This is a genomic window from Rhizobium etli CFN 42 (genome assembly GCF_000092045.1).
Lineage (GTDB): Bacteria > Pseudomonadota > Alphaproteobacteria > Rhizobiales > Rhizobiaceae > Rhizobium > Rhizobium etli.
Genome location: NC_007761.1, coordinates 1,687,776 through 1,711,528, shown reverse-complemented (window position 1 = coordinate 1,711,528; position 23,753 = coordinate 1,687,776). Strand labels below are relative to the sequence as shown.

The 23,753-nt window shown below is 60.8% G+C and carries 19 protein-coding genes; 1 reads left to right on the top strand and 18 read right to left on the bottom strand.

What is annotated here, in order from left to right; genetic code table 11:
- Positions 1–72 precede the first annotated feature (72 nt).
- Positions 73–3,570: a DNA polymerase III subunit alpha gene (gene dnaE / locus RHE_RS08320; RefSeq protein ID WP_011424944.1), complete on the bottom strand. Its 3,498-nt coding sequence runs from the start codon at positions 3,568–3,570 to the stop codon at positions 73–75.
- A 514-nt stretch (positions 3,571–4,084) separates the two neighbouring features.
- Here dnaE and RHE_RS08315 point away from each other — a divergent pair.
- Entirely contained in the window at positions 4,085–4,549 is a 465-nt protein-coding gene (locus RHE_RS08315) for a DUF5680 domain-containing protein (RefSeq protein ID WP_042118246.1), read from the top strand.
- Positions 4,550–4,559: 10 nt separating this feature from the next.
- Here the strand turns inward: RHE_RS08315 and RHE_RS08310 are convergent, their stop codons facing one another.
- The 17 genes from RHE_RS08310 to nuoF all read right to left on the bottom strand — a co-directional run bounded on the left by RHE_RS08310 (position 4,560) and on the right by nuoF (position 23,751).
- A complete protein-coding gene (locus RHE_RS08310; protein ID WP_011424942.1) occupies positions 4,560–5,243 on the bottom strand; it encodes an ABC transporter ATP-binding protein in 684 nt (227 codons plus the stop codon).
- A 14-nt stretch (positions 5,244–5,257) separates the two neighbouring features.
- Positions 5,258–6,562: a lipoprotein-releasing ABC transporter permease subunit gene (locus RHE_RS08305; RefSeq protein WP_042118244.1), complete on the bottom strand. Its 1,305-nt coding sequence runs from the start codon at positions 6,560–6,562 to the stop codon at positions 5,258–5,260.
- A 15-nt stretch (positions 6,563–6,577) separates the two neighbouring features.
- Positions 6,578–7,900 carry a proline--tRNA ligase gene (gene proS, locus RHE_RS08300; RefSeq protein ID WP_011424940.1) on the bottom strand — a complete coding sequence of 441 codons (1,323 nt, stop codon included), beginning with the start codon at positions 7,898–7,900 and terminating at the stop codon, positions 6,578–6,580.
- A 587-nt stretch (positions 7,901–8,487) separates the two neighbouring features.
- Positions 8,488–8,763 (bottom strand): DUF1467 family protein, encoded by a 276-nt coding sequence (locus RHE_RS08295; RefSeq protein ID WP_020921013.1) that lies wholly within the window; start codon positions 8,761–8,763, stop codon positions 8,488–8,490.
- 156 nt (positions 8,764–8,919) lie between these two features.
- Entirely contained in the window at positions 8,920–9,324 is a 405-nt protein-coding gene (gene mce, locus RHE_RS08290; protein ID WP_011424938.1) for a methylmalonyl-CoA epimerase, read from the bottom strand.
- 2 nt (positions 9,325–9,326) lie between these two features.
- Positions 9,327–10,997 carry a ribonuclease J gene (locus tag RHE_RS08285; RefSeq protein WP_020921012.1) on the bottom strand — a complete coding sequence of 557 codons (1,671 nt, stop codon included), beginning with the start codon at positions 10,995–10,997 and terminating at the stop codon, positions 9,327–9,329.
- A gap of 17 nt (positions 10,998–11,014) precedes the next feature.
- Entirely contained in the window at positions 11,015–11,779 is a 765-nt protein-coding gene (locus RHE_RS08280; protein WP_011424936.1) for a biotin--[acetyl-CoA-carboxylase] ligase, read from the bottom strand.
- The gene (gene nuoN / locus RHE_RS08275; RefSeq protein WP_011424935.1) at positions 11,779–13,224 is read right to left on the bottom strand and encodes an NADH-quinone oxidoreductase subunit NuoN; all 1,446 of its coding nucleotides are present in this window, start codon (positions 13,222–13,224) and stop codon (positions 11,779–11,781) included. Before nuoN ends, RHE_RS08280 begins: the two co-directional genes overlap by 1 nt.
- 18 nt (positions 13,225–13,242) lie before the next feature.
- Positions 13,243–14,754, bottom strand: coding sequence for an NADH-quinone oxidoreductase subunit M (locus RHE_RS08270; RefSeq protein WP_011424934.1), 1,512 nt, complete (start codon positions 14,752–14,754; stop codon positions 13,243–13,245).
- Complete coding sequence (gene nuoL / locus RHE_RS08265; RefSeq protein ID WP_011424933.1) at positions 14,754–16,754, bottom strand: NADH-quinone oxidoreductase subunit L; 2,001 nt, start codon at positions 16,752–16,754, stop codon at positions 14,754–14,756. Before nuoL ends, RHE_RS08270 begins: the two co-directional genes overlap by 1 nt.
- 7 nt (positions 16,755–16,761) lie before the next feature.
- Entirely contained in the window at positions 16,762–17,070 is a 309-nt protein-coding gene (gene nuoK / locus RHE_RS08260) for an NADH-quinone oxidoreductase subunit NuoK (protein WP_010066755.1), read from the bottom strand.
- Between the two features lie 23 nt (positions 17,071–17,093).
- Positions 17,094–17,708, bottom strand: coding sequence for an NADH-quinone oxidoreductase subunit J (locus tag RHE_RS08255; protein ID WP_011424932.1), 615 nt, complete (start codon positions 17,706–17,708; stop codon positions 17,094–17,096).
- 141 nt (positions 17,709–17,849) lie between these two features.
- Complete coding sequence (gene nuoI / locus RHE_RS08250) at positions 17,850–18,341, bottom strand: NADH-quinone oxidoreductase subunit NuoI (protein ID WP_004680064.1); 492 nt, start codon at positions 18,339–18,341, stop codon at positions 17,850–17,852.
- A gap of 40 nt (positions 18,342–18,381) precedes the next feature.
- Complete coding sequence (nuoH, locus tag RHE_RS08245; RefSeq protein ID WP_011424931.1) at positions 18,382–19,425, bottom strand: NADH-quinone oxidoreductase subunit NuoH; 1,044 nt, start codon at positions 19,423–19,425, stop codon at positions 18,382–18,384.
- 12 nt (positions 19,426–19,437) lie between these two features.
- Entirely contained in the window at positions 19,438–21,519 is a 2,082-nt protein-coding gene (gene nuoG / locus RHE_RS08240; protein ID WP_011424930.1) for an NADH-quinone oxidoreductase subunit NuoG, read from the bottom strand.
- Positions 21,520–21,742: 223 nt separating this feature from the next.
- Positions 21,743–22,444 carry a 5' DNA nuclease gene (locus RHE_RS08235; protein WP_011424929.1) on the bottom strand — a complete coding sequence of 234 codons (702 nt, stop codon included), beginning with the start codon at positions 22,442–22,444 and terminating at the stop codon, positions 21,743–21,745.
- 2 nt (positions 22,445–22,446) lie between these two features.
- Positions 22,447–23,751 carry an NADH-quinone oxidoreductase subunit NuoF gene (gene nuoF, locus RHE_RS08230; protein WP_011424928.1) on the bottom strand — a complete coding sequence of 435 codons (1,305 nt, stop codon included), beginning with the start codon at positions 23,749–23,751 and terminating at the stop codon, positions 22,447–22,449.
- Positions 23,752–23,753: the final 2 nt, after the last annotated feature.

Below are 23,753 nucleotides of genomic sequence, written 5' to 3'. Positions count from 1 at the left end.
CCTTGCATCACCCTGGGTGAGGTGCATTATCCTAGGCGATCTGCATTGCCCTCGGGGCGATCGGCTTCGCCATCAAACAAGCTCGACGTCGACGACGCCGGGGGCTGCGCGAAGGGCGGCGGCGATCTCCGCTGTGATGCGGTATTTCTCCGGCAGCGCCACTTCGACCTCGCGCTTGCCCTCTTCCTTGATGACGATGAAGGAAACCAAGCCGTCGCCCTTGGCGTTCAGATGACCGGCGACCATTTTCAGCGGTCCGGAATCTCTGATATAGACGCGCAACGCCTTCTGCATCTGCAGCGACTTTTCCTCAAGCGACTGGATCGTCTGGATGCGCAGACCGATACCCTCCGGCCGCTCCTCACCGGTCGCGGTCAGCAGGAAGGATTTCCCGGACTCGAGCACGTCGCGATACTGGTTCAGCATCTCCGAAAAAAGCACCGCCTCGAACTGCCCCGAGGAATCGGAAAAGACGATGATGCCCATCTTGTTGCCGGTGCGGGTCTTGCGCTCCTGCTTCGAGATGACGGTTCCGGCAAGGCGCGCATTGGCGGCGCCCTGTTTGATGGCGGCAGAAAACTCGGCGAATGTCTGCACGCGCATCTTCTGCAAGATGTTGTTGTAGGAATCGAGCGGGTGGGCGGTTAGATAGAAGCCCAGCACCTGGAATTCCTTGAGCAGCCGCTCCGATGCCAGCCAGGGCGAATAGGGCGGCAAGGAGATTTTTTCCGGACCTGAGTTTAGCGCGCTGCCGAAAATATCCGACTGGCCGCTCAGCTTGTTTTCCTGAGCGCGCTGGGCATAACCGAGGATGCGGTCAAGGCCGGCGGCAAGCTGGGCGCGGTCGGTGCCGAAACAATCGAAGGCGCCGGCATAGATCAGGCTTTCGAGCACGCGGCGGTTCACCTGGCGCGGATCGATGCGCAGACAGAAATCCTCGATGCTGGCAAAGGGCTTGTCGCCACGCACCTCGACAATGTGGTCGACGGCGGATTCGCCGACGCCCTTGAGGGCGGCCAGCGCATAATAGATGCGGTTGTCGCCGGTCTCGAAATGGCGGAAGGAGGTCTGCACGGAGGGCGCGATCACCTCGATGCCGAGGCGCTTCGCATCCTGACGGAAATCATTGACCTTTTCCGTGTTGGACATGTCGAGCGTCATCGAAGCGGCGAGGAACTCGACCGGATAATGCGCCTTCATATAGGCCGTCTGGTAGGAGACGATGGCGTAGGCGGCGGCGTGCGACTTATTGAAGCCGTAATTGGCGAATTTCGCCAGCAGATCGAAGATGACGTCGGCCTGCGGTTTCTTCACCCCGTTTTTCACGGCGCCCTCGACGAAGCGCTCGCGTTGCTGGTCCATCTCGGCCTTGATCTTCTTGCCCATGGCGCGACGCAGAAGGTCGGCTTCGCCGAGGGAATAGCCCGACAGGACCTGGGCGATCTGCATCACCTGCTCCTGGTAAACGATGACGCCCTGGGTTTCCTTGAGGAGATGGTCGATTGTCGGGTGGATCGATTCCACCTCCTCCTCGCCGTGCTTGCGGGCGTTATAGACAGGAATGTTCTCCATCGGGCCCGGGCGGTAAAGAGCTACCAGCGCGATGATATCCTCGATACAGTCCGGCTTCATGCCGATCAGGGCCTTGCGCATGCCCGCACTTTCCACCTGGAACACGCCGACCGTCTCGCCGCGCGACAGCATTTCGTAGGTCGGCTTGTCGTCAAGGGGAATGGCGGCGAGATCGACATTGATGCCGCGCTTGGCGACAAAATCGACGGCGACCTTCAGGACCGTCAACGTCTTCAGACCGAGAAAGTCGAATTTGACGAGGCCGGCCTGCTCCACCCACTTCATATTGAACTGGGTGACCGGCATGTCAGAACGCGGATCGCGATACATCGGCACGAGTTTGGACAGCGGCCGATCACCGATGACAATACCGGCGGCATGCGTCGAGGCATGGCGATAAAGGCCTTCAATTTTCTGGGCGATGTCGAGCAGGCGCGCGACCACTGGTTCCTTCGCCGCCTCCTCCTGCAGCTTCGGCTCTTCCTCAATCGCCTTGGAGAGCGGCGTCGGATTGGCCGGATTGTTCGGAACAAGCTTGCAGATCTTGTCGACCTGGCCGTAGGGCATTTCCAGCACGCGGCCAACGTCGCGAAGTGCTGCGCGGGCCTGCAGCGAACCGAAGGTGATAATCTGCGCCACCTGTTCGCGACCATATTTCGCCTGGACGTAACGGATCACCTCTTCGCGGCGATCCTGGCAGAAGTCGATATCGAAGTCCGGCATCGAGACGCGTTCCGGATTGAGGAAGCGCTCGAAGAGCAGCGAGAAGCGCAAGGGGTCGACGTCAGTGATTGTCAGCGCATAGGCGACCAGCGAACCGGCGCCCGAACCACGGCCGGGGCCGACCGGAATATCATGCTGCTTGGCCCATTTGATGAAGTCGGAAACGATCAGGAAGTAACCGGGGAAGCGCATGCGCTCGATAACGCTGAGCTCGAACTCCAGTCGCTCGCGATAATCCTTTTCCTCGTAGCCCGGCGACATGCCTAGCGTGGCAAGCCGCATGTCCAGCCCTTCGACCGCCTGGCGACGCAATTCGCCCGCCTCGGCGCGCTCGGCCTCCTCGGCATCATCAGTCGCACCGGTGAAGCGCGGCAGGATCGGCTTTCGCGTCTTCAGCACGAAGGAGCAGCGCTTGGCAATCTCGATCGTGTTCTCAAGCGCTTCCGGCAGGTCGGCGAAGAGCCTGGCCATCTCGGCGCGGCTCTTCAGGTAGTGATCAGGCGTCAGGCGAAAGCGGCTGTCGTCGGAGACGATGGCGTTATGCGCAACCGCCATCAGCGCATCATGGGCGTCGTAATCGTCGCGGGTGGGAAAGAAGGCCTCGTTTGTGGCGACGAGCGGCAGGTCATGCGTGTAAGCAAGCCTGACGATCTTCTGCTCATGCCGCTTGTCGTAGGTGCCGTGCCGCTGCAGCTCGACATAGAGTCTGTCGCCGAAGAGACGCTTCAGCGTGAGCAGCCGGGCTTCCGCCTGGGCGGGGTGACCTTCCCTGACAGCTGCGTCGACCGGCCCGGTCAGCGCGCCGGTCAAGGCGATCAGCCCTTCCGTACCTGCCTCTTCCAGCCAGGAAGCTCTGATATGAACGGCCTGATTGCTGTCGCCGCCGAGATAGGCGCGGCTAACGAGATCGACCAGCCTTTCGTAACCGGCCTCCGTCGCGGCAAGAAGAACGATCGACGGCAACTTGATCAGGGCCTGCTGACCGCCGCGCTTTTCGCTTTCCAATCCGTCTTCCATGTCGATGGAGACTTGGCAGCCGATGATCGGCTGCAGGCCCTCGTCCATTGCCTTCTGCGAGAATTCAAGGGCGACAAACAGGTTGTTGGTATCGGTAATGGCGATTGCCGGCTGATTGTCGCCGGTCGCCTTGTAGAGGATCTTCTTCAGCGGCAGCGCGCCCTCAAGAAGCGAATAGGCGGAATGGACCCTCAGGTGGATGAAGCCCGGCGTGCCGCCGGTCGCCTCACCCGTTGAACCCTTTTCCGTCTCCGCCATGATATGCCTTCCCAATCAGCCGAAATGAATCGGATACATTGTCGGCATTGAGGGCGATGATGTCCAGAAGAAGACCCGCGTACGAACCGCATGATTGCCATGCGATCCCCTGAAAACTTTAGATCGCGATGACGATCAGCGAGAAGCTGGCAACGAACATTGCGATGGAGGTGAATGCTGCGATATCACGGATCATGTCAGTCATCTGGCTCTCCTTTACTCGTTATGTTTTCAATTTGTTCCATGTTTGTTCCTATGTCAACGGGAATCTTTTCCTTTGCGCTTGCATTTGAAAAATGCCGGTTCCGGGCTGCGAATCGAATGCAGCTTCAGCGCTGGCTTTGAACATGCTCGGCGCCACCGGCTCGACATCGCTTGCCGAACGGATCCGTACAGCGCATTCAATGTCTTGCGACTGCCCCAAGGCGATCGAGCGATGCTCGCTCTTTTGTTCTTCTTATGTTCTCGCAATTCTGTTATATCCGTATCAGATGAGGCAGGGAGGAAGATGATAATGCTCGACACCGCGATGCTGAACGACTTCATCGTAGAGGCGAAAGCCGCAACCTATGTCGGCGGCGGCGTGCCTCGCCCACCCTGCCGACTAGGTGCCCATGATATCGGTTACGAACGCGGCCATTGGCGTTATCTCGACAGCTATTTCGGCGGCACCGATTTCGCCGGACAGGAAGTGGTCTGGTTTGTCCGCGAACCCGTCTGGGCGATGAATTATTTCGGCTGTGTCGTCGCGCCTGATCTCATCGACGGCAGTGCCGCCGGAACGGTGATCACGGCGGCGCTGTCGGCAATGTATCGCGAAGGCCGATTTCTTGGCGGAATGGAATTCGATCATTCGTTGGGCCGCTATATCGACCGCAGCGAAGGCGGCTGCGACCGATTCAATGGCCATGAATGCATCATGGTCGGCGGCCGGAAGGCCTATGCGCTCGACTACCGCGGCGGGCTTGTCACCCCGTAATCGCCTTAGACTAAAACTCTACGACCTTGCCATCGGAGATCGTGACGCGCCGATCCATGCGGCCGGCGAGTTCATGGTTGTGAGTGGCGATGAGGGCCGCAAGGCCGGACTGGCGCACCAGCGCCTCCAGCGCGTCGAAGACGTAGCTTGCCGTTTCCGGATCGAGATTGCCGGTCGGCTCGTCGGCAAGAAGCAGCGTCGGCGCATTGGCGACGGCGCGGGCGATGGCGACGCGCTGCTGTTCGCCCCCGGAAAGTTCGGCCGGGCGATGCGAACCGCGATGGCCGATGCGCATATAGTCGAGGAGCTGCCCGGCTCGCTCCTGGGCTTCCTTCCAGGACAGACCGGCAATCAGCTGCGGCATCATGATGTTCTCAAGCGCCGAAAATTCCGGCAGGAGATGGTGGAATTGATAGACGAAGCCGATCTCGCGGCGGCGGATTGCCGTGCGCTTCTCATCGGAAAGGCCGTCGCAGGCATGGCCGTTGATGGTAACCTCGCCGCCGTCGGGATGCTCGAGCAGGCCGGCGACATGCAGCAGCGTCGACTTGCCGGTGCCGGAGGGGGCGACAAGGGCGACGATCTCTCCTTTCGCCAGCGAAAAATCTGCTCCCTTCAAGATCGTGAGCAGCGTATCACCCTGCCCGTAATGGCGCTCGACGCCGGTAAGCTTGAGGACGACGTTGCGATTCATGAATGGGGCATTCCTTATTCGTAGCGCAGGGCCTGCACCGGATCGAGCCTGGAGGCGCGCCATGCCGGGAAGATGGTGGCGATGAAGGAGAGGCTGAGCGCCATGACGACCACCGAGATCGTTTCGCTGATATCCATCTCGGCCGGCAGCTGGCTGAGGAAATAGACCTGGGGATTGAAAATCACGGTGCCGGAGATCCAAGAGAAGAACTGGCGGATGGATTCGATGTTGACGCAGACGACGACGCCGAGCAGCACGCCCGCAAGCGTGCCGACGATGCCGATCGCCGCTCCGGTCATGAAGAAGATGCGCATGATCGCACCGGCGCTGGCGCCCATGGTACGTAGGATGGCGATATCGCTGCCCTTGTCCTTCACCAGCATGATGAGGCCGGAGATGATGTTGAGGGCCGCGACAAGCACGATCAGCGTCAGGATCATGAACATGACGTTGCGCTCGACCTGGAGTGCGGAGAAGAAGGTCTGGTTGCGCTGGCGCCAGTCAGTCAGGTTGATCTGGCGGCCGGCCGCCTCTTCCACCTTCGGCCTCAGCGCGTCGATATCATCGGGATGATCGACGAAGAGCTCGATCGACTGCACCAGCCCGGCGGCATTGAAGTAGAGCTGCGCTTCCTCGAGCGGCATGAAGATGATCGACGAGTCATATTCCGACATGCCGATCTCGAACAGGCCGGAGATCTTGTAGGATTTGACTCGCGGATTGACGCCCATCGGTGTGATGTCGCCTTCCGGCGAGGTCAGGGTGATGAGGTCGCCGACGCGCAGACCCAACTGATCGGCCATGCGGGTGCCGATCAGCACGCCCTCGCCCGAGGCATAGCCCACCATGTCGCCGGATTTGATGTTGTCGGAGATTGTCTTGAGTTTGGTCAGGTCTTCGGCGCGGGCGCCGCGCACCAAAGCACCGGTGCTGCCGCCAGCCTGGGCCGAGGCAAGCACCTGGCCTTCCACCAAGGGCAGCGCCATCCTAACGCCCGGCACCGCCGCGAGTTTGGCGGTCAGTTCGGGATAATCGGTAAAGGGGCCGTCGACCGGCTGCACGATCATATGACCGTTGATGCCGAGGATGCGCGAGACGAGTTCGGTGCGAAAGCCGTTCATGACGGCCATGACGATGATCAGCGTCGCAACGCCCAGCATGATGCCGACGAAGGAGAAGCCGGCGATCACCGAAATGAAGGCCTCCTTGCGGCGGGCGCGCAAATAACGCCACGCCACGAGGCGCTCAAAGGTGGAAAATGGCTTGCCAGCCGGACCTAAGCCGGATTTTGAACTCCGGTCCACTGCTGCCTCTGCCATTTCGCCTCCGTTTCCTTAAGCCACGAACCTGTTGATCGCCGCTTCGATGGTCATCGTTTCACGGGCGCCGGTCTTGCGGTCCTTCACTTCGACCTCGCCGTTCGCGACCGCGCGCGGGCCGGCGATGATCTGGACAGGTACGCCGATCAGGTCGGCGGTGGCGAACTTCGTGCCGGCCCGGTCGTCGGTATCGTCGTAGAGCACATCCTTGCCGGCCTTTTTCAGCGCGGCATAGATCAGCTCACACGTATCGTCGCAGGCCTGATCGCCCACCTTCATGTTGATGACGACGACATCGAAGGGTGCGACCGATGCCGGCCAGATGATTCCGTTGTCATCATGCGAGGCTTCGATGATGGCGGGAACAAGGCGTGTCGGGCCGATACCGTAGGAACCCATGTGAACGAAGTGTTCCTTACCATCAGGCCCCTGCACTTTCGCGCCCATCGGCTCGGAATATTTCGTGCCAAAATAGAAGATGTGGCCGACCTCGATGCCGCGCGCCGAAAGGCGGTCGCCTTCGGGAACGGCGTTGAAGGCCGCCTCGTCGTGCATTTCCGAGGTCGCCGCATAGAGCGAGGTCCATTTGTCGAAGATCGCCTTCAGGCCTTCGACGCTGTCGAAATCGGTGTTTTCGCCGGGAATATCGAAACCAACGAAGTCCTTATGGCAGAAGACCTCGGATTCGCCGGTATCGGCGAGAATGATGAATTCATGGCTCAGATTGCCGCCGATCGGGCCGGTATCGGCACGCATCGGGATGGCGCGCAGGCCGAGCCGCTCGAAGGTTCTGAGATAGGCGGCGAACATCTTGTTGTAGGAATGCTCGGCCCCTTCGCGCGTCAGATCGAAGGAATAAGCGTCCTTCATCATGAACTCGCGCGAGCGCATGGTGCCGAAGCGCGGGCGGATCTCGTCACGGAACTTCAGCTGGATGTGATAGAGGTTAAGCGGCAGGTCCTTGTAGGACTTGACGGACGAACGGAAAATATCCGTCACCATCTCCTCGTTGGTGGGGCCGTAGAGCATCGGCCGGTCCTGACGGTCCTTGATGCGCAGCATCTCCTTGCCGTAGGCATCGTAGCGGCCGCTTTCCTGCCAGAGCTCTGCCGATTGCAGGGTCGGCATGGACAGCTCGATGGCGCCGGCTCGGTTCTGCTCCTCGCGGATAATGGCGTTGACCTTGTCGAGCACACGCTTGCCGAGCGGCAACCAGGAATAGATGCCCTGAGACTGCTGGCGGATCATGCCGGCGCGCAGCATTAACCGGTGGGAGACGATTTCCGCCTCCTTGGGGTTTTCCTTAAGGATGGGCATGAAGTAGCGAGACAGACGCATGGCGATTCCGAAGCAGTTGAGATCCCGCAGGCGAGCGGAATCGAAGATACATTGTGAATGTGGGAGCGTTCATAGCCGCTTCGCGGCGGGAAGGAAACCCGCAACTGCCGTCGGCCGCCTCGCGGACACGCATGTTCGCACGCGCAAAATGAAAGGGCGTGAAAAAGCGCGTATTTATAAGGACTTGAACGAAAATCTTGTCAACAGAAAAATTTTGCTGGTGTGTAGCAAAAATGCAAAAAAAGCTAATGACAAAGCCCAATGTTTGGGCTAGTTTTAGCTCACAAAACAGGCAAGGAAGTTAATTCTTGCCATTTCGCGGTCAAGTCTTGGGAGGATCAGATCTTAGGCGCGCTCGTCGCAGCCCCGGCAACGGTTACAGATCACGCGATACTTAAAACAAGGCTTTTAGCCTTGTTTTTTTTTGGTTTTTCGCCTTCTCCTCCCCTTCAAACTCCAGACCGCTTCCGTAAGGTGAGGCCCTCATTCCGTAAGGCGAGCTCTCTGACGCGCCAGCATGACGCCAATATGCGAACTGGATTTCATGATAATATTTGCATATGCTCAAAGTTTGAGCAAAAGCTATTTCAATAGAAGCTAGGCCCGAGTTGTGGAAGGGCGTCAAAGCCCCAGCCGAAATAAGTGTCGCAGACATACCAGATGCCATAGATCAGCGCCGAGATCAGCGTCGTCAGCGAAAAGACGAAGGCGGCACGAAAGCGGGTGGGTGCGCTTGGCACGGTGCCGAGCACGATATCGTCGTCTTCCGCCTGCGTGCGCAGGCCGATCGGTAGAACGGCGAACAGCGTCATCCACCAGATGATGAAGTAGACGGCGAATCCCTGAAGGAAGGTCTGGAGCATTATCTTTCCCGGTCGTGTCTTGCCGACAGAACGCGTGAAGCGCAGTGCCGCTTGGAGCTGGCGCACTTATACGGCGGAATAGCGTGCAACTCAAAGCGAAGAAACATTTCGCCGTCTTCGGGTCACTCTGCCGCAGCGAAAACGCGTCCGATTTCTCTAGGCCTGTTCGAGTTCGATCAGCGTACCGAAGAAATCCTTGGGGTGCAGAAAGATCACCGGCTTGCCATGCGCGCCGGTCTTCGGCTGGCCGTCGCCAAGGACCCGCGCGCCGGCGACGACCAGTCGGTCACGGGCGAGGATGATATCGTCCACCTCGTAACAGATATGATGCATGCCGCCGGACGGGTTCTTTTCGAGGAAGGCTGCGATCGGCGAGTCCTGCCCCAGCGGCTGCAGCAATTCGACCTTGGTGTTCGGCAATTCGACGAAGACGACGGTGACGCCGTGTTCCGGCAGAGGCTGCGGCTGCGACACGGCAGCGCCCAGCGTGTCGCGATAAGCGGCCGTCGCCGCTGCGAGATCGGGAACGGCGATGGCGATATGGTTCACTCGGCCGAGCATGGTCAGACCTTGGTGACGAAAGCGGTGACAACGGGCTTTTTGCCCCATGCGTGATTTGCCGCCGCGCGGATGGCACGGCGCACGGCCTCCTGCAGCATGTCGATATCCTTGCGGCGGGCGCGCGGAATGCTTTCGATGGCGCTGATCGCCGCATCGTAGAGCGTATCCTCCATCTCCTCGCCTTCGTCATCATAAACCGGCAGGCCGATGGAGACGAGATCGGGATCGCCGAGGATGTCATACCGCGCGTCGAGCACGACGTTGACCGCGACATGGCCGACATAGGAGAGTTTCTTGCGCTCGCCGATACCCATTTCGTCGAAGTCGCCGATCAGCAGGCCGTCCTTGTAGATGCGGCCATGCGGCGCTTCGCCTATCACCTCGACCGGACCTGGCGCCAGCCGCAGGATATCGCCGTTGCGCACCCGCGGCACGATTGCGATGCCAGACTGCTCGGCCAACTCCTTATGCGCCGTCAGATGCGTCGCCTCGCCATGCACCGGCACGACGATTTTCGGCCGGGTCCACTCATACATCCTCTGCAACTCGTTGCGGCGCGGATGGCCGGAAACGTGGACGAGCGCCTCGGTATCGGTGATGATATGCACGCCCTGCTCGACGAGGCCGTTCTTGATATCCTGGATCGCCTTCTCGTTGCCGGGAATGGCGCGCGAGGAAAAGACAACGATATCGCCTGCCGCAAAGGCCACGTTGCGCATCTCGTCGCGGGAGAGCTTGGCAAGGGCGGCCCGCGCCTCACCCTGGCTGCCGGTCAGGATGACCACGACCTTGTCGCGCGGGATATAACCGTACTCCTCTTCGGAAATGAAAGGTTTGACCCCTTCCATCAGGCCGATATCACTAGCGACATCGACGACGCGCTTCAGCGAGCTGCCGAGCAACAGCACTTCGCGGCCGGCCGCCTCGGCAGCCTCGGCGACGGTGCGGATACGCCCGACATTCGACGAGAAGGTGGTAATCGCTACCCGGCCCTCGGCATCCTCGATGATCTTGCGGAGGCTTTCCGACACATCCTTCTCGGAGGGCGAAACACCGTCGCGCAGGGCGTTGGTGGAATCGCACATCAGCGCCAGCACGCCCTCGTCACCAAGCTGGCGGAATCGTGTCTCATCGGTCAGAGGCCCGAGCGAAGGCTCGTGGTCGATCTTCCAGTCACCGGTATGGATGACGTTGCCGGCTGGCGTGCGGATCATCAGCGACATCGGCTCGGGAATCGAATGGTTGACGGCCACACCTTCGATGCTGAAGGGGCCGACATTGATCGTATCGCCTGCCTTGAACGGCGTCACCGGCACTTCGCCGATCGTCGCCTTCTCGAAGTTGCGTTTGGCTTCAAGCAAGCCCGATGTAAAGGCCGAGGCGAAAACCGGAACGTTGAGGCCCGGCCAGAGGTCGGCGAGTGCGCCGTAGTGGTCTTCATGGGCATGGGTGATGATGATCGCCTTGAGGTTCTTGCGCTCGCTGGCGAGGAAGCGGATATCGGGCAGCACGAGATCAACGCCCGGCAGGTCGGGGCCGGGAAAGGTGACCCCGCAATCGACCATGATCCACTGGCGATGCTCGGGCGGGCCGTAGCCATAGAGAGCGAGATTCATGCCGATCTCGCCAACGCCGCCCAGAGGCAGGAATACCAACTCGTCCTGTTTCGCCATAATTTTCGTTTTTTCCGCTATCCAAAAAACACATCACCGGCGGCAATGGGCACAATCCTGCCAGCGCCGGTATCGAGCATCAACAAGCCATTATCATCAATTCCGGCGAATTGGCCGGAAATCGATCGGTCCGGTAAATTCACCGTGATCTTTTCGCCGATGCCACAGGCGATGGTGCGCCAGCGCGCCGTGATCTCGGCAATGCCGCGGCCCTGGTCCCATTGATCGAGCACATCCGCCATCGCCGCGAAGAGATGGGCGAAGAGCTCGTCCGGCGAAGCCGCGCTTGCATGCTGACGCAGACAGGTGACGGGATAGAGCGGATTATCAGGCATGACCGAGACATTGATGCCGATGCCGACGATCAGCGCGTAGCGGCCGTCCGGCAATTGCTCGCCCTCGACGAGGATGCCGCAGGTCTTTTTCCGGCCGATGAGAATATCGTTCGGCCATTTGACCTCGAGCGGTTCGGCGCCCGGCGGCAGCACCTGGCGGATCGTCTGGTGCACGGCGACGGCAACCGCAAGCGGCAGCGAGCCGAGGCGCTCCATCGGCGCCGGGTCGATCAACAGAAGAGACGCGTAGAGATTGCCGCGTTCGGACACCCAGAGGCGGCCGCGGCGGCCGCGGCCGCCGGTCTGCCTCTCGGCCGTCACCCAGAGATTTCCGGGATCGCCCGCCCGCGCCCGGGCGAGGCATTCGCTGTTGGTGGATGATGTTTCCGACAGCGCCTCGTGCCTGAAATCGCCGAGCGATATCCGGCGCCGTCTGTCGGAAACCATCAGAAGAGCGTCGCGGCGGCAAGCTCTGCCGCGCCACCGATCGGGCCGCCGATCAGCACATAGGCGGTGACGAAGAGACCGGAGAGACCGAAGACCAGCCGTAGGGCGCTGGAGACACGGGCGAATTCGCCGGTCGCTTCATCGAACCACATCAGCTTGATGACGCGCAGATAATAATAGGCGCCGACGACCGAGGCGAGAACGCCGATGATGGCAAGCGCATAGAGCTTGGCTTCGATCGCGGCAACGAAGACGAAATACTTGGCGAAGAAACCGGCGAGCGGCGGAATGCCGGCGAGCGAGAACATCAGCGCCGTTAGTACCACGGCCATGAACGGGTTGGTCGCGGAAAGGCCGGCGAGATCATTGACGTCTTCGACAACGGTTCCATCCTTGCGGCGCATCGACATGATGATCGCGAAGGTGCCGAGCGTCATGATCATGTAAATGACCATGTAAAGCATGACGCCGGAAACACCGGTCTGGTTGCCGGCGGCAAGGCCGACCAGAGCATAGCCCATGTGGCCGATCGAGGAATAGGCCATCAGTCGCTTGATATTCTTCTGGCCGATCGCGGCAAAGGAGCCGAGCAGCATCGAGGCGATCGAGATGAAGACGACGACCTGCTGCCAATCGGCCAGAACCGGCTGGAAGGCGGTGATGACGATGCGGGTCAACATTGCCATGGCGGCAACCTTGGGGGCTGCGGCAAAGAAGGCGGTGACCGGCGTCGGCGCGCCTTCATAAACATCAGGCGTCCACATGTGGAAGGGAACGGCCGAGATCTTGAAGGCGATGCCGGCGAGGATGAAGACCAGGCCGAAGATGAGGCCGAGCGAGCGTGCACCTTCAACCGAAAGCGCCTGGGCGATTTCGGTGAAATGGGTATGGCCGGTGAAGCCGTAGACCAGCGACATGCCGTAGAGCAGCATGCCGGAGGACAGCGCGCCGAGGACGAAATATTTGAGGCCGGCTTCGGTCGACTTCAGGCTGTCGCGGTTGATCGCGGCGACGACATAAAGCGCCAGCGACTGCAGTTCCAGCGCGAGATAGAGAGAGATCAGGTCGTTGGCCGAGATCATCAGCAGAATGCCGAGGGTCGCCAGCACCAGCAGAACCGGGAACTCGAACTTGTCGAGCTGATTTTCGCGGGCATGCCCCATGGTCATGAACAGGGCGACCAGCGAACCGATGAGCGCCACCAGCTTCATGAAGCGGGAGAAGCCGTCGGCCATGTAGACGCCGCCGAAGGCGAGGCCTTCCGCCGGCACGAAGAGCAGCCACAGGCCGGATGCGAGCAGCAGGACGATGGCGAGGCCCGTGACGACAAGGCCCGACCGCTCGCCTGAGAAGACGCCGACCATCAACAGGACCAGGGCGCCGACCGCGAGGATGAGCTCCGGCGCGGAAAGATGCAGACTGAGGAGAATTGTTTCAGCGGTCATGTCCGATAAGTCCCGTCATCATTTCATAGACAGCGCAACGTTCTGCGCTGCGTGCACGGCGGCCGTGTAGTTGTTGACCAGCAGATCCACCGAGGCGGCCGTCGCATCGAAGACCGGAGCCGGATAAACGCCGAAGAAGATGGTCAGCGCAACCAGCGGATAGAGGATCAGCTGTTCGCGTCTGGAAAGGTCGAGCAGCGCCTTCAGCTTTTCCTTCTCCAGCGCGCCGAAGATCACCCGGCGGTAGAGCCAGAGCGCATAGGCGGCCGAGAGAATGACACCGGTGGCGGCAAAGAGCGCGACCCAGGTGTTGACCCGGAAGACGCCGATCAGAGTCAGGAATTCGCCGATGAAGCCAGACGTGCCGGGAAGCCCGACATTGGCCATGGTGAAGACCATCATCGCCACGGCATATTTCGGCATGTTGTTGACGAGGCCGCCATAGGCGTTGATCTCGCGGGTATGGGTACGGTCGTAGACGACGCCGACGCAGAGGAAGAGCGCGCCGGAGACGATGCCGTGCGAGAGCATCTGGAAGATCGAACCCTGGACGCCCTGCATGTTGGCGGCAAAGATGCCCATGGTAACGTAGCCCATATGCGCCACGGAGGAATAGGCGATCAGCTTCTTGATGTCATCCTGCATCATCGCCACCAGCGAGGTGTAGATGATGGCGATAACCGACATAGCGAAGACGAGCGGCGCGAAATAGTCGGAGGCGACCGGGAACATGCCGAGCGAGAAGCGGATGAGACCGTAGCCGCCGAGCTTCAGGAGCACGCCTGCCAGGATCACCGAGCCTGCCGTCGGCGCCTGAACGTGGGCGTCCGGAAGCCAGGTGTGGACCGGCCACATCGGCATCTTCACCGCGAAGGAGGCGAAGAAGGCAAGCCAGAGCCATGTCTGCAGCGCCGGCGGGAACTTGTAGGCGAGCAGCGCGGTGATATCGGTCGTGCCGGCCTGCCAGTACATCGCCATGATGGCGAGCAGCATCAGCACCGAGCCCAGCAGCGTATAGAGGAAGAACTTGTAACTCGCATAGACACGATCTCTTCCGCCCCAGACGCCGATGATCAGGAACATCGGGATGAGGCCTGCCTCGAAGAAGACGTAGAAGAGCACGATATCGAGCGAGACGAAGACGCCGACCATCATCGTTTCCAGGATGAGGAAGGCGATCATGTATTCCTTCAGGCGCTTCTCGATCGAGAGCCAGCTCGCCAGCACGCAGAAGGGCATGAGGAAGGTCGACAGGATGACGAACAGCATGGAGATGCCGTCGACGCCGACGTGGTAGCCGATGCCGGTGCCAAGCCAATCATGCTTTTCGAGCATCTGGAAGCCGGGATTGGCATTGTCGAAGCCGATCCAGATGAAGAGAGAGACGACGAAGGTGAAGACGGTGGTGATCAGCGAGATCCACAGCACGTTCCTCCGACCGCTTTCGCTGTCGCCATTCATCAAGAGCAGGAGCACCACGCCGACGAGCGGCAGGAAGGTGACCGTTGAAAGAATAGGCCAATCGGTCATCAGAAGGAACTCCCGAGCATCATCCAGGTAACGAGCGCCGCAATGCCGAGCAGCATGGCGAAGGCATAGTGATAGAGGTAACCGGTCTGCAGGCGGACGACGCGGTCGGTGACGGCGACGACGCGAGCCGCCACGCCGTTGGGGCCATAGGTATCGATGACGCCGACGTCACCCTTCTTCCACAGGAAGCGGCCGAGGGCGCGCGCCGTGCGGACGAACAGGAAGTCATAGAGTTCGTCGAAATACCACTTGTTGAGCAGGAAATGGTAGAGCACCCGGTGCTGCTTGGCGAGGACGCGCGGCGTCTGCGGCGAGCGGATATACATGTACCAGGCAATGACGAAGCCGATCAGCATTGCGATGAAGGGGCTCAAGCCAACCAGCGCCGGAACATGGTGGAACTCTTCGACGAGTTCATTCTCGGCGCCGGTGAAGAGCGCGCCCTTCCAGAACTCGGCGTATTCCTCGCCGTAGAACCGACCTTCGAAGAAGTAGCCGGCAAGCACCGCGCCGAGGGCAAGGAGATAGAGTGGCACCAGCATGACCTGCGGCGATTCATGCACATGGTGCATGACCTCATGCGAAGCGCGTGGCTTGCCGAAGAAGGTCATGAAGATCAGGCGCCAGGAATAGAAGCTCGTAAAGAGCGCGGCGATGACCAGCAGCGAGAAGGCAAAGCCTGCGACCGGCGAGTGCGATGCATAAGTCGCCTCAATGATCACGTCCTTGGAGAAGAAGCCGGCAAGGCCGAACGGCGTGAAGGGAATGCCGACACCGGTAATCGCCAGCGTGCCGATGATCATCAGGCCGCCTGTAACTTTAATATGCGGCCAAAGCCCGCCCATGTAGCGCATATCCTGCTCGCCATCGACGGCATGGATGACCGAGCCGGCGCAGAGGAAGAGCAGCGCCTTGAAGAAGGCGTGCGTGAAGAGATGGAAGATCGCTGCGCCATAGGCCCCTACCCCCAGCGCCACGAACATGTAGCCGAGCTGCGAGCAGGTGGAATAGGCGATGACGCGCTTGATGTCGTTCTGCACCAGGCCGACGGTTGCCGCGAAGAAAGCGGTGATCGCGCCGATCACGGTGACAACGGTCAGGGCGTCCGGCGACAATTCGAAGAGCGGCGACATGCGGGCGACGAGAAAGACGCCGGCGGTGACCATGGTGGCGGCATGGATGAGGGCCGAAACCGGGGTCGGGCCTTCCATGGCGTCCGGCAGCCAGGTGTGCAGCAGGAACTGGGCCGACTTGCCCATCGCGCCCATGAACAGCAACAGGCAGATGCCGGTCAGCGCATGCGCCTTGTCGAGCTGCATGCCGAACAGGTTGAGGATCACTTCGCTCGCCTCGCCGCCGCCTTCATGCGGGGCGAAATTCGATGCATTGGCGAAGATCGTATCGAGGTTGATCGAGCCGAACAGCACGAAGACGCCGGCTATGCCGAGCACGAAACCGAAGTCGCCGACGCGGTTGACGATGAAAGCCTTCATCGCCGCGGCCGTCGCCGAAGGCTTCTTGAACCAGAAGCCGATCAGTAGATAGGAGGCGAGACCGACGCCTTCCCAGCCGAAGAACATCTGGGCTAGGTTATCGGCCGTCACCAGCATCAGCATGGCGAAGGTGAAGAGCGACAGATAGGCAAAGAAGCGCGGGCGATGCGGATCGGTATGCATGTAGCCGATCGAATAGATATGCACCAGCGTCGAGACCGTGTTGACGACGATCAGCATGACTGAGGTGAGCGTATCCACGCGCAGCGACCAGGAGACGTCGATGCCGCCGGACTGGATCCAGCGCAGCACCTCGACCTTGATCGGCCCGCCTTCAAGATGGCCCATGCCGACGTTGAAGAAGACGATCCAGGAGAGGATGCCGGCGACGATCATCAGGCCGCTGGTGACATATTCCGAAGCCTTGGCGCCGATGGCGCGGCCGAAAAGGCCGGCGACGATCGCGCCGATCAAGGGAAGAAAGACAATAGCCTTATAGAGGAACATGAGCCACTCAGCCCTTCATCATATTGACGTCTTCGACCGCGATCGAGCCGCGGTTGCGGTAGAAGACAACGAGAATTGCAAGACCGATCGCCGCTTCGGCAGCCGCGACCGTCAGAATGAACAGCGCGAAGACCTGACCGACAATGTCGTTCAGGAAGTGAGAGAAGGCGACCATGTTGATGTTGACCGCAAGCAGGATCAGTTCGACCGACATCAGGATGACGATGACGTTCTTCCGGTTGAGGAAGATGCCGAAGACGCCGAGCGTGAAGAGGATGGCGCTGACCGTCAGGTAATGGGAAAGTCCGATGACCATGTTCTTTGTTCCTTGACCTGCCTTTAGACGCCCTGCCCGGGCTTGACCGACACCACCTCGACGGCGGTGGCGGGCGTGCGGGCAACCTGCCTTGAGATATTCTGCCGCTTGATGTTGGTGCGATGCCTCAGCGTCAGCACGATCGCGCCGATCATGGCGACCAGCAGCACCAAGCCGGCAATCTGGAAGAAATAGACGTAGTTGGTGTAAAGCACGTCGCCGAGAGCGGCCGTATTCGTACGCTCGCTGAGCGCCGGGATTGGCATGGCGACGGACTTGGCGATATCAGGCGAGATGACGCTGCCGCCGATCACGACGATCAGTTCGGCCGCCAGGATGATCCCGATCAATCCACCGATCGGCGCATATTCGAGAACGCCTGCCCTCAATTCGGTGAAGTCGATATCGAGCATCATCACCACGAAAAGGAAGAGGACGGCGACGGCGCCGACATAGACGACGAGCAGGATCATCGCCAGGAACTCGGCGCCAAGCAGCAGGAACAGACCGGCCGCGTTGAAGAACACCAGGATCAGAAACAGAACCGAGTGAACCGGGTTCTTCGCCCAGATGACCATGAACGCCGACGCCACTGCGACAAAGGCGAAAAGGTAGAAAAATAGAGCCTGCAGACCCATGTTGGTGCCTTTTTCATCTTCCCCCGGGCAGCCGGGAGTTTTCCCTGCCCGATGGAGCTTCGCGGCACTCGCCGGCAAAGCTCCTGTGCATATTGACCGCGACAGGAGCGAGCAGCTCCATCGCGGCATTTCAGATCTCAATCAGCGGTACGGCGAGTCGATCGCGATGTTGCGGGCGATTTCACGCTCCCACCGGTCTCCGTTATCGAGAAGGCGCGCCTTGTCGAAATAGAGCTCTTCGCGAGTTTCCGTGGCAAATTCGAAATTCGGACCCTCGACGATCGCGTCGACCGGGCAGGCTTCCTGGCAGAAGCCGCAATAGATGCACTTCACCATATCGATGTCATAGCGCACCGTGCGGCGTGTGCCGTCGTTGCGGCGCGGACCAGCCTCGATGGTGATCGCCTGGGCAGGACAGATCGCCTCGCAGAGCTTGCAGGCGATGCAGCGTTCCTCGCCATTCGGATAACGGCGCAGCGCATGTTCGCCGCGGAAGCGCGGGGAGACCGGACCCTTTTCGAAGGGGTAGTTGATCGTCGCCTTCTGGCGAAAGAAATAGCGCATCGACAGAAAGAACGCGCCGAAGAATTCTTTGAGGAACAGCGAGTTGATGGAGCTGGACAAGCTTGCCATCTTCAACCTCCAATTTTGCCGGAAACGAGAGCTGAGATCATTACGCCCATCCCATCAGTTTCAGCACGAATGCAACGATGATGACCATGGCGAGCGACAGCGGCAGGAAGACCTTCCAGCCGAGGCGCATGAGCTGGTCGTAGCGGTAGCGTGGGACGAAGGCCTTGACCATCGCGAACATGAAAAACACCAGGCAAGCCTTCAGGGTGAACCAGATGATGCCGGGAACCCAGTTGAGTATCCAGATATCGACCGGAGGAAGCCAGCCGCCGAGGAAGAGGATCGTGGTCAGCGCGCACATCAGGCAGACGGCCGCATATTCGCCGAGCATGAACATCATGTATGGCGAGGAGCCGTATTCGACCATGAAGCCGGCAACCAGTTCCGATTCGGCCTCCGGAAGGTCGAAGGGCGGACGGTTGGTCTCGGCCAGCGCCGAAATGAAGAAGACGATGAACATCGGGAAAAGCGACAGCCAGTGCCAGTCGAGGAACGACGCCGGCAGGCCGAGCACGGTTCCGAGGCCGGTATGCTGCGCATTGACGATATCGGTCAAGTTCAGCGAACCGACGCAGAGAAGCACGGTGACGATGACGAAGCCGATCGAGACTTCGTAGGACACCATCTGTGCTGCCGAGCGCAGCGCGCCGAGGAATGGATATTTCGAGTTCGAAGCCCAGCCGCCCATGATGATGCCGTAGACTTCGAGCGAGGAGATCGCAAAGATATAGAGGATGCCGACATTGATGTTGGCGATCACCCAGCCGTCGGCGAGCGGCACCACCGCCCAGGTCGACAGCGCCAGAAGCACGGTCACCAGCGGAGCGAGCAGGAACACCGCCTTGTTGGCGCCGGCCGGAATGATCGGCTCCTTGAAGACAAACTTCAGAAGGTCGGCGAAGGACTGGAACAGGCCGAAGGGACCGACGACGTTCGGACCGCGGCGCAGCTGCACGGCCGCCCAGATCTTGCGGTCGGCAAGCAGCACGTAAGCGATGAAGACGAGCAGGCAGACGAGAAGCAGCAGTGACTGCCCGATCATAATGATCGCCGGCAAGACATAGGTCGAAAAGAAAGAATCCATGGTCCCCTGCCCTTACTCTGCCGCGACTTTGAAGTTGTTGCGGGCCAATGCCGAGCACTCGGCCATGACAGCCGAGGCGCGCGCGATCGGGTTCGTCAAATAGAAGTCTTTGACCGGCGACGCAAACCCTGACTTGTTCATCTTGCCGGCTTTTTTCGCAACTGCGGCAATTTGGGCGCTATCGGTTTCGGCGATCTCGTCGATGGCGGCGAAATGCGGGAAAGCGGCATAGAGCCGGCCACGCAATTCACTCAGCGAATCGAAGGGAAGCTTCTTGCCGAGCACGTCGGAAAGGGCACGAATGATTGCCCAGTCCTCGCGGGCATCGCCCGGTGCAAAGCCTGCGCGGCTGCCCATCTGGACGCGGCCTTCGGTGTTGACCCAGGTGCCGGACTTTTCGGTATAGGCGGCGGCCGGCAGGATGACGTCGGCATGATGCGCGCCGTTATCGCCATGCGAACCGATATAGACAGTCAGCCCCGCCTTCTTCGCCGTGAAGTCGAGTTCATCGGCGCCGAGCAGGAAAAGCACGTCCATCGACGTCAGCATCTCGGCGGCATTGGCGCCCTTGGCACCGGGCACGAAACCGAGATCGAGGCCGCCGACGCGCGAGGCGGCGGTGTGAAGAACGGCGAAGCCGTTCCAGCCTTCGACAACAGCGCCGACCGAACCGGCGAGCTTGGCGGCACTGGCGAGAACGCCGGCGCCATCGCTGCGCGACAGCGCGCCCTGGCCAATGATGATCATCGGCTTGGCGGCGTTCTTCAGGACATCAGCGAAGGCGTGAGTGCCGTCGACCAGATCCTTCAGCGTGTCGGGACCGCCACCGAGATAGTCATAGCTGTAGCGCAGTTCGCCCGGCTCGCCGATGACGCCGATCGGGAACTTGCCGCGGCGCCAGCGCTTGCGGATGCGGGCATTCAGGATTGCCGCCTCGAAGCGCGGATTGGCGCCGATGATCAGCAGCGCGTCGGCTTGATCGATGCCTGCGATGGTCGGGTTGAAGAGGTAGCTTGCGCGGCCGAGCGACGGATCGAGTGCCGCCCCATCCTGGCGACAGTCGAGATTGGCCGATCCGAGCGACTTCACCAGTTCGGAAAGCGCATACATTTCCTCGACGGACGCGAGATCGCCGGCGATCGCGCCGATCTTGTCGCCCGAGGTGGAGCCGACGGCAGCCTTGATCGCGCCGAAGGCCTCGGCCCAGCTCGCCGGCTGCAGGCGGCCGTCGCGGCGGACATAGGGCCGGTCGAGGCGCTGGGTCTTCAGACCGTCCCAGATGAAGCGGCTCTTGTCGGAGATCCACTCTTCGTTGATCGCCTCATTGACGCGCGGCAGGATGCGCATGACTTCGCGGCCGCGGGTGTCGACGCGGATCGCCGAACCGACGGCATCCATGACGTCGATCGATTCAGTCTTGTTCAGCTCCCAGGGGCGCGCGGTGAAGGCGAAGGGCTTGGAGGTGAGCGCGCCGACCGGGCAAAGGTCGACGACGTTGCCCTGCAGTTCGGAGGTCATCGCCTGTTCGAGATAGGTGGTGATCTCAGCATCCTCGCCGCGGCCGATCAGACCGAGTTCGGAAATGCCGGCGACTTCGGTGGTGAAGCGGACGCAACGCGTGCAATGGATGCAGCGGTTCATTACCGTCTTGACGAGCGGGCCAATATACTTGTCCTCGACGGCGCGTTTGTCTTCCTGATAGCGCGAGGTGTCGATGCCGAAGGCCATCGCCTGGTCCTGCAGGTCGCATTCGCCACCCTGGTCGCAGATCGGGCAATCGAGCGGATGGTTGATCAGCAGGAATTCCATTACGCCTTCGCGGGCCTTCTTGACCATTGGCGTGTTGGTGAAGACCTCGGGCAGTTCGCCGTTCGGGCCGCCGCGGATGTCGCGAACGCTCATGGCGCAGGAAGCCTGCGGCTTCGGAGGGCCGCCCTTCACTTCGACAAGGCACATGCGGCAATTGCCGGCAACCGACAGACGCTCATGGAAGCAGAAGCGCGGAACCTCGGCCCCGGCATCTTCGCACGCCTGCAATAGCGTGAAATGATCCGGAACTTCGATCTCGTTGCCGTCAATCTTCAGTTTTGCCATCGTCGCTCAGTCCTGTTTCCCGTTTGCCTGATGACGGCAAACAAACTCGTTTTTGCAACATTCTCTTTGCCGAGCCGGATCTTTCGTCCTGCCGGCAGCCGATGTCGCCCAAATTTTCTGTCGCGCGTTCCAGACCCGGAACCCGCACCGGCATCTGCAGCGTGAGGCCCCGCCCGTCCGCCGATCTGCCCATGTTTCCGGCCGGTTTGCACGGCCGGACAGTTCATTTCCTTCTGCGACCCCGCCCGGCGAGAACCTTCGCCTGTCCGATCCAGTCATCGCGGGCGATGCGGCCGTTGAAACCGAGATCGGCGTCGAGCCGGGCGATGTCCTCGTCGGTCCAGGCGGCAATCTCGGCAAAGCTGCGAACGCCCCTTGCATTCAGCACCTGCTCCAGCTTCGGGCCGATGCCGGCGATCAGCTTGAGATCGTCGGCCTTTGCAGCCCGCGCAACCGGCTTTGCCTTCGCGACCGACCTTGCCTTGCTGGCCGGCTGCGGTTCGCTTGCCGGGATTGGCGCGCTCGCCGGTTTAACCACGGTCAGTCTCGGCCCTGCCTTCTTCTCGAGCTCGGATTTGTCGGCCGCGGGCTTGGTGAAAACCTTGACGGCCGGACGGATATTTTCCGGCCGTATTTCGACATCGGGCATCGGCTCGTCCGGCGGCGTGTCGTCGAGGGCGGCGGCAAGCTTGCCGGTCGTTTCCAGCGCGCTCTGGAAGGCCCCGAAAAAGGCGCCCGCCATCTGCGTCGAGAAACCGAAGCCGATCGCCGTTGCTGCGGCAAAGGCTGCGGCGGGATGCGCCATCAGCGGATGCACAGGCATCGCCCGTGCGTTTTCCAGCATCTCGGCGGCAAGACGGCCGAAGCCGGCCGCGATATCGGCGGTCTCTTCCTTCTTCCCACTTTTCGATGCCTTGTCCGTCATGATTATTCAGCCGCCTCCAGAACCGCGCCGTGGTCGAGCGCGCTTGCCGTATACTGGTCGATGCGCTTTTCGATCTCGGGGCGGAAGTTACGGATCAGACCCTGCACCGGCCATGCGGCGGCGTCGCCGAGCGCACAGATGGTGTGGCCTTCGATCTGCTTGGTCACCTGGAACAGCATGTCGATTTCGCGCTTCTGGGCATTGCCCTTGGCCATGCGTTCCATCAACCGCCACATCCAGCCCGTGCCCTCGCGGCAGGGCGTGCACTGGCCGCAGCTCTCATGCTTGAAGAAGGCGGAGATGCGGGCGATCGCCTTGATGACGTCGGTGGACTTGTCCATGACGATCGCGGCGGCCGTGCCAAAGGAAGAGCCGACGCCGCGCAGGCCGTCGAAATCCATCGGGCAGTCGATAATGTCCTTGGCCGGAACGATCGGGCAGGATGCGCCGCCCGGAATGACGGCGAGCAGATTGTCCCAGCCGCCGCGGATGCCGCCGGCATGGCGGTCGACCAGTTCGCGGAAGGTGATGCCCATTTCCTCTTCGACCGTGCACGGCCTGTTGACGTGGCCGGAGAGCATGAACAGCTTGGTGCCGACATTGTTCGGGCGGCCGATGGACGAGAACCAGCCGGCGCCGCGACGCAGGATCGTCGGCGCAACAGCGATCGATTCAACGTTATTGACCGTCGTCGGGCAGCCGTATAGGCCCATATTGGCCGGGAATGGCGGCTTCAGGCGCGGCTGGCCCTTCTTGCCTTCGAGGCTTTCGAGCAGCGCGGTCTCTTCGCCGCAGATATAGGCGCCGGCGCCGTGATGGACGAAGATGTCCATGTCCCAGCCGAGCTTGTTGTTCTTGCCGAGCAGACCATAGTCATAACATTCGTCGATTGCCGCCTGCAGCGCTTCGCGCTCGCGAATATACTCGCCGCGCACATAGATGTAGGCCGTATTGGCGCCCATGGCGAAACTGGCGACGACGCAGCCTTCGATCAGCGTATGCGGATCGTGGCGCATGATGTCGCGGTCCTTGCAGGTGCCGGGCTCGGACTCGTCGGCATTGACGACGAGGTAGTGCGGGCGGCCGTCGCTTTCCTTCGGCATGAAGGACCATTTGAGGCCGGTGGGGAAGCCGGCGCCGCCGCGGCCGCGAAGGCCCGACGCCTTCATCTCATTGATGATCCAGTCGCGGCCCTTTTCGAGGATCTGCTTGGTGCCGTCCCAGTGGCCGCGGCTCATCGCGCCCTTCAGAGACTTGTCCTTGAGGCCGTAGATGTTGGTAAAGATGCGGTCTTTATCTTGTAACATGC

What these genes read in the sequence shown, in the direction of transcription:
- RHE_RS08255 (WP_011424932.1), bottom strand. Translation starts at nt 17,708, where the DNA reads ATGGGTCTGCAGGCTCTATTTTTCTACCTTTTCGCCTTTGTCGCAGTG.
- RHE_RS08310 (WP_011424942.1), bottom strand. Translation starts at nt 5,243, where the DNA reads ATGAATCGCAACGTCGTCCTCAAGCTTACCGGCGTCGAGCGCCATTAC.
- nuoG (WP_011424930.1), bottom strand. Translation starts at nt 21,519, where the DNA reads ATGGCAAAACTGAAGATTGACGGCAACGAGATCGAAGTTCCGGATCAT.
- nuoH (WP_011424931.1), bottom strand. Translation starts at nt 19,425, where the DNA reads ATGGATTCTTTCTTTTCGACCTATGTCTTGCCGGCGATCATTATGATC.
- nuoK (WP_010066755.1), bottom strand. Translation starts at nt 17,070, where the DNA reads ATGGTCATCGGACTTTCCCATTACCTGACGGTCAGCGCCATCCTCTTC.
- RHE_RS08295 (WP_020921013.1), bottom strand. Translation starts at nt 8,763, where the DNA reads ATGCTCCAGACCTTCCTTCAGGGATTCGCCGTCTACTTCATCATCTGG.
- dnaE (WP_011424944.1), bottom strand. Translation starts at nt 3,570, where the DNA reads ATGGCGGAGACGGAAAAGGGTTCAACGGGTGAGGCGACCGGCGGCACG.
- RHE_RS08270 (WP_011424934.1), bottom strand. Translation starts at nt 14,754, where the DNA reads ATGACCGATTGGCCTATTCTTTCAACGGTCACCTTCCTGCCGCTCGTC.
- proS (WP_011424940.1), bottom strand. Translation starts at nt 7,900, where the DNA reads ATGCGTCTGTCTCGCTACTTCATGCCCATCCTTAAGGAAAACCCCAAG.
- mce (WP_011424938.1), bottom strand. Translation starts at nt 9,324, where the DNA reads ATGCTCGGCCGAGTGAACCATATCGCCATCGCCGTTCCCGATCTCGCA.
- RHE_RS08315 (WP_042118246.1), top strand. Translation starts at nt 4,085, where the DNA reads ATGCTCGACACCGCGATGCTGAACGACTTCATCGTAGAGGCGAAAGCC.
- nuoL (WP_011424933.1), bottom strand. Translation starts at nt 16,754, where the DNA reads ATGTTCCTCTATAAGGCTATTGTCTTTCTTCCCTTGATCGGCGCGATC.
- RHE_RS08285 (WP_020921012.1), bottom strand. Translation starts at nt 10,997, where the DNA reads ATGGCGAAACAGGACGAGTTGGTATTCCTGCCTCTGGGCGGCGTTGGC.
- RHE_RS08305 (WP_042118244.1), bottom strand. Translation starts at nt 6,562, where the DNA reads ATGGCAGAGGCAGCAGTGGACCGGAGTTCAAAATCCGGCTTAGGTCCG.
- RHE_RS08235 (WP_011424929.1), bottom strand. Translation starts at nt 22,444, where the DNA reads ATGACGGACAAGGCATCGAAAAGTGGGAAGAAGGAAGAGACCGCCGAT.
- RHE_RS08280 (WP_011424936.1), bottom strand. Translation starts at nt 11,779, where the DNA reads ATGGTTTCCGACAGACGGCGCCGGATATCGCTCGGCGATTTCAGGCAC.
- nuoI (WP_004680064.1), bottom strand. Translation starts at nt 18,341, where the DNA reads ATGGCAAGCTTGTCCAGCTCCATCAACTCGCTGTTCCTCAAAGAATTC.
- nuoF (WP_011424928.1), bottom strand. Translation starts at nt 23,751, where the DNA reads ATGTTACAAGATAAAGACCGCATCTTTACCAACATCTACGGCCTCAAG.
- nuoN (WP_011424935.1), bottom strand. Translation starts at nt 13,224, where the DNA reads ATGACCGCTGAAACAATTCTCCTCAGTCTGCATCTTTCCGCGCCGGAG.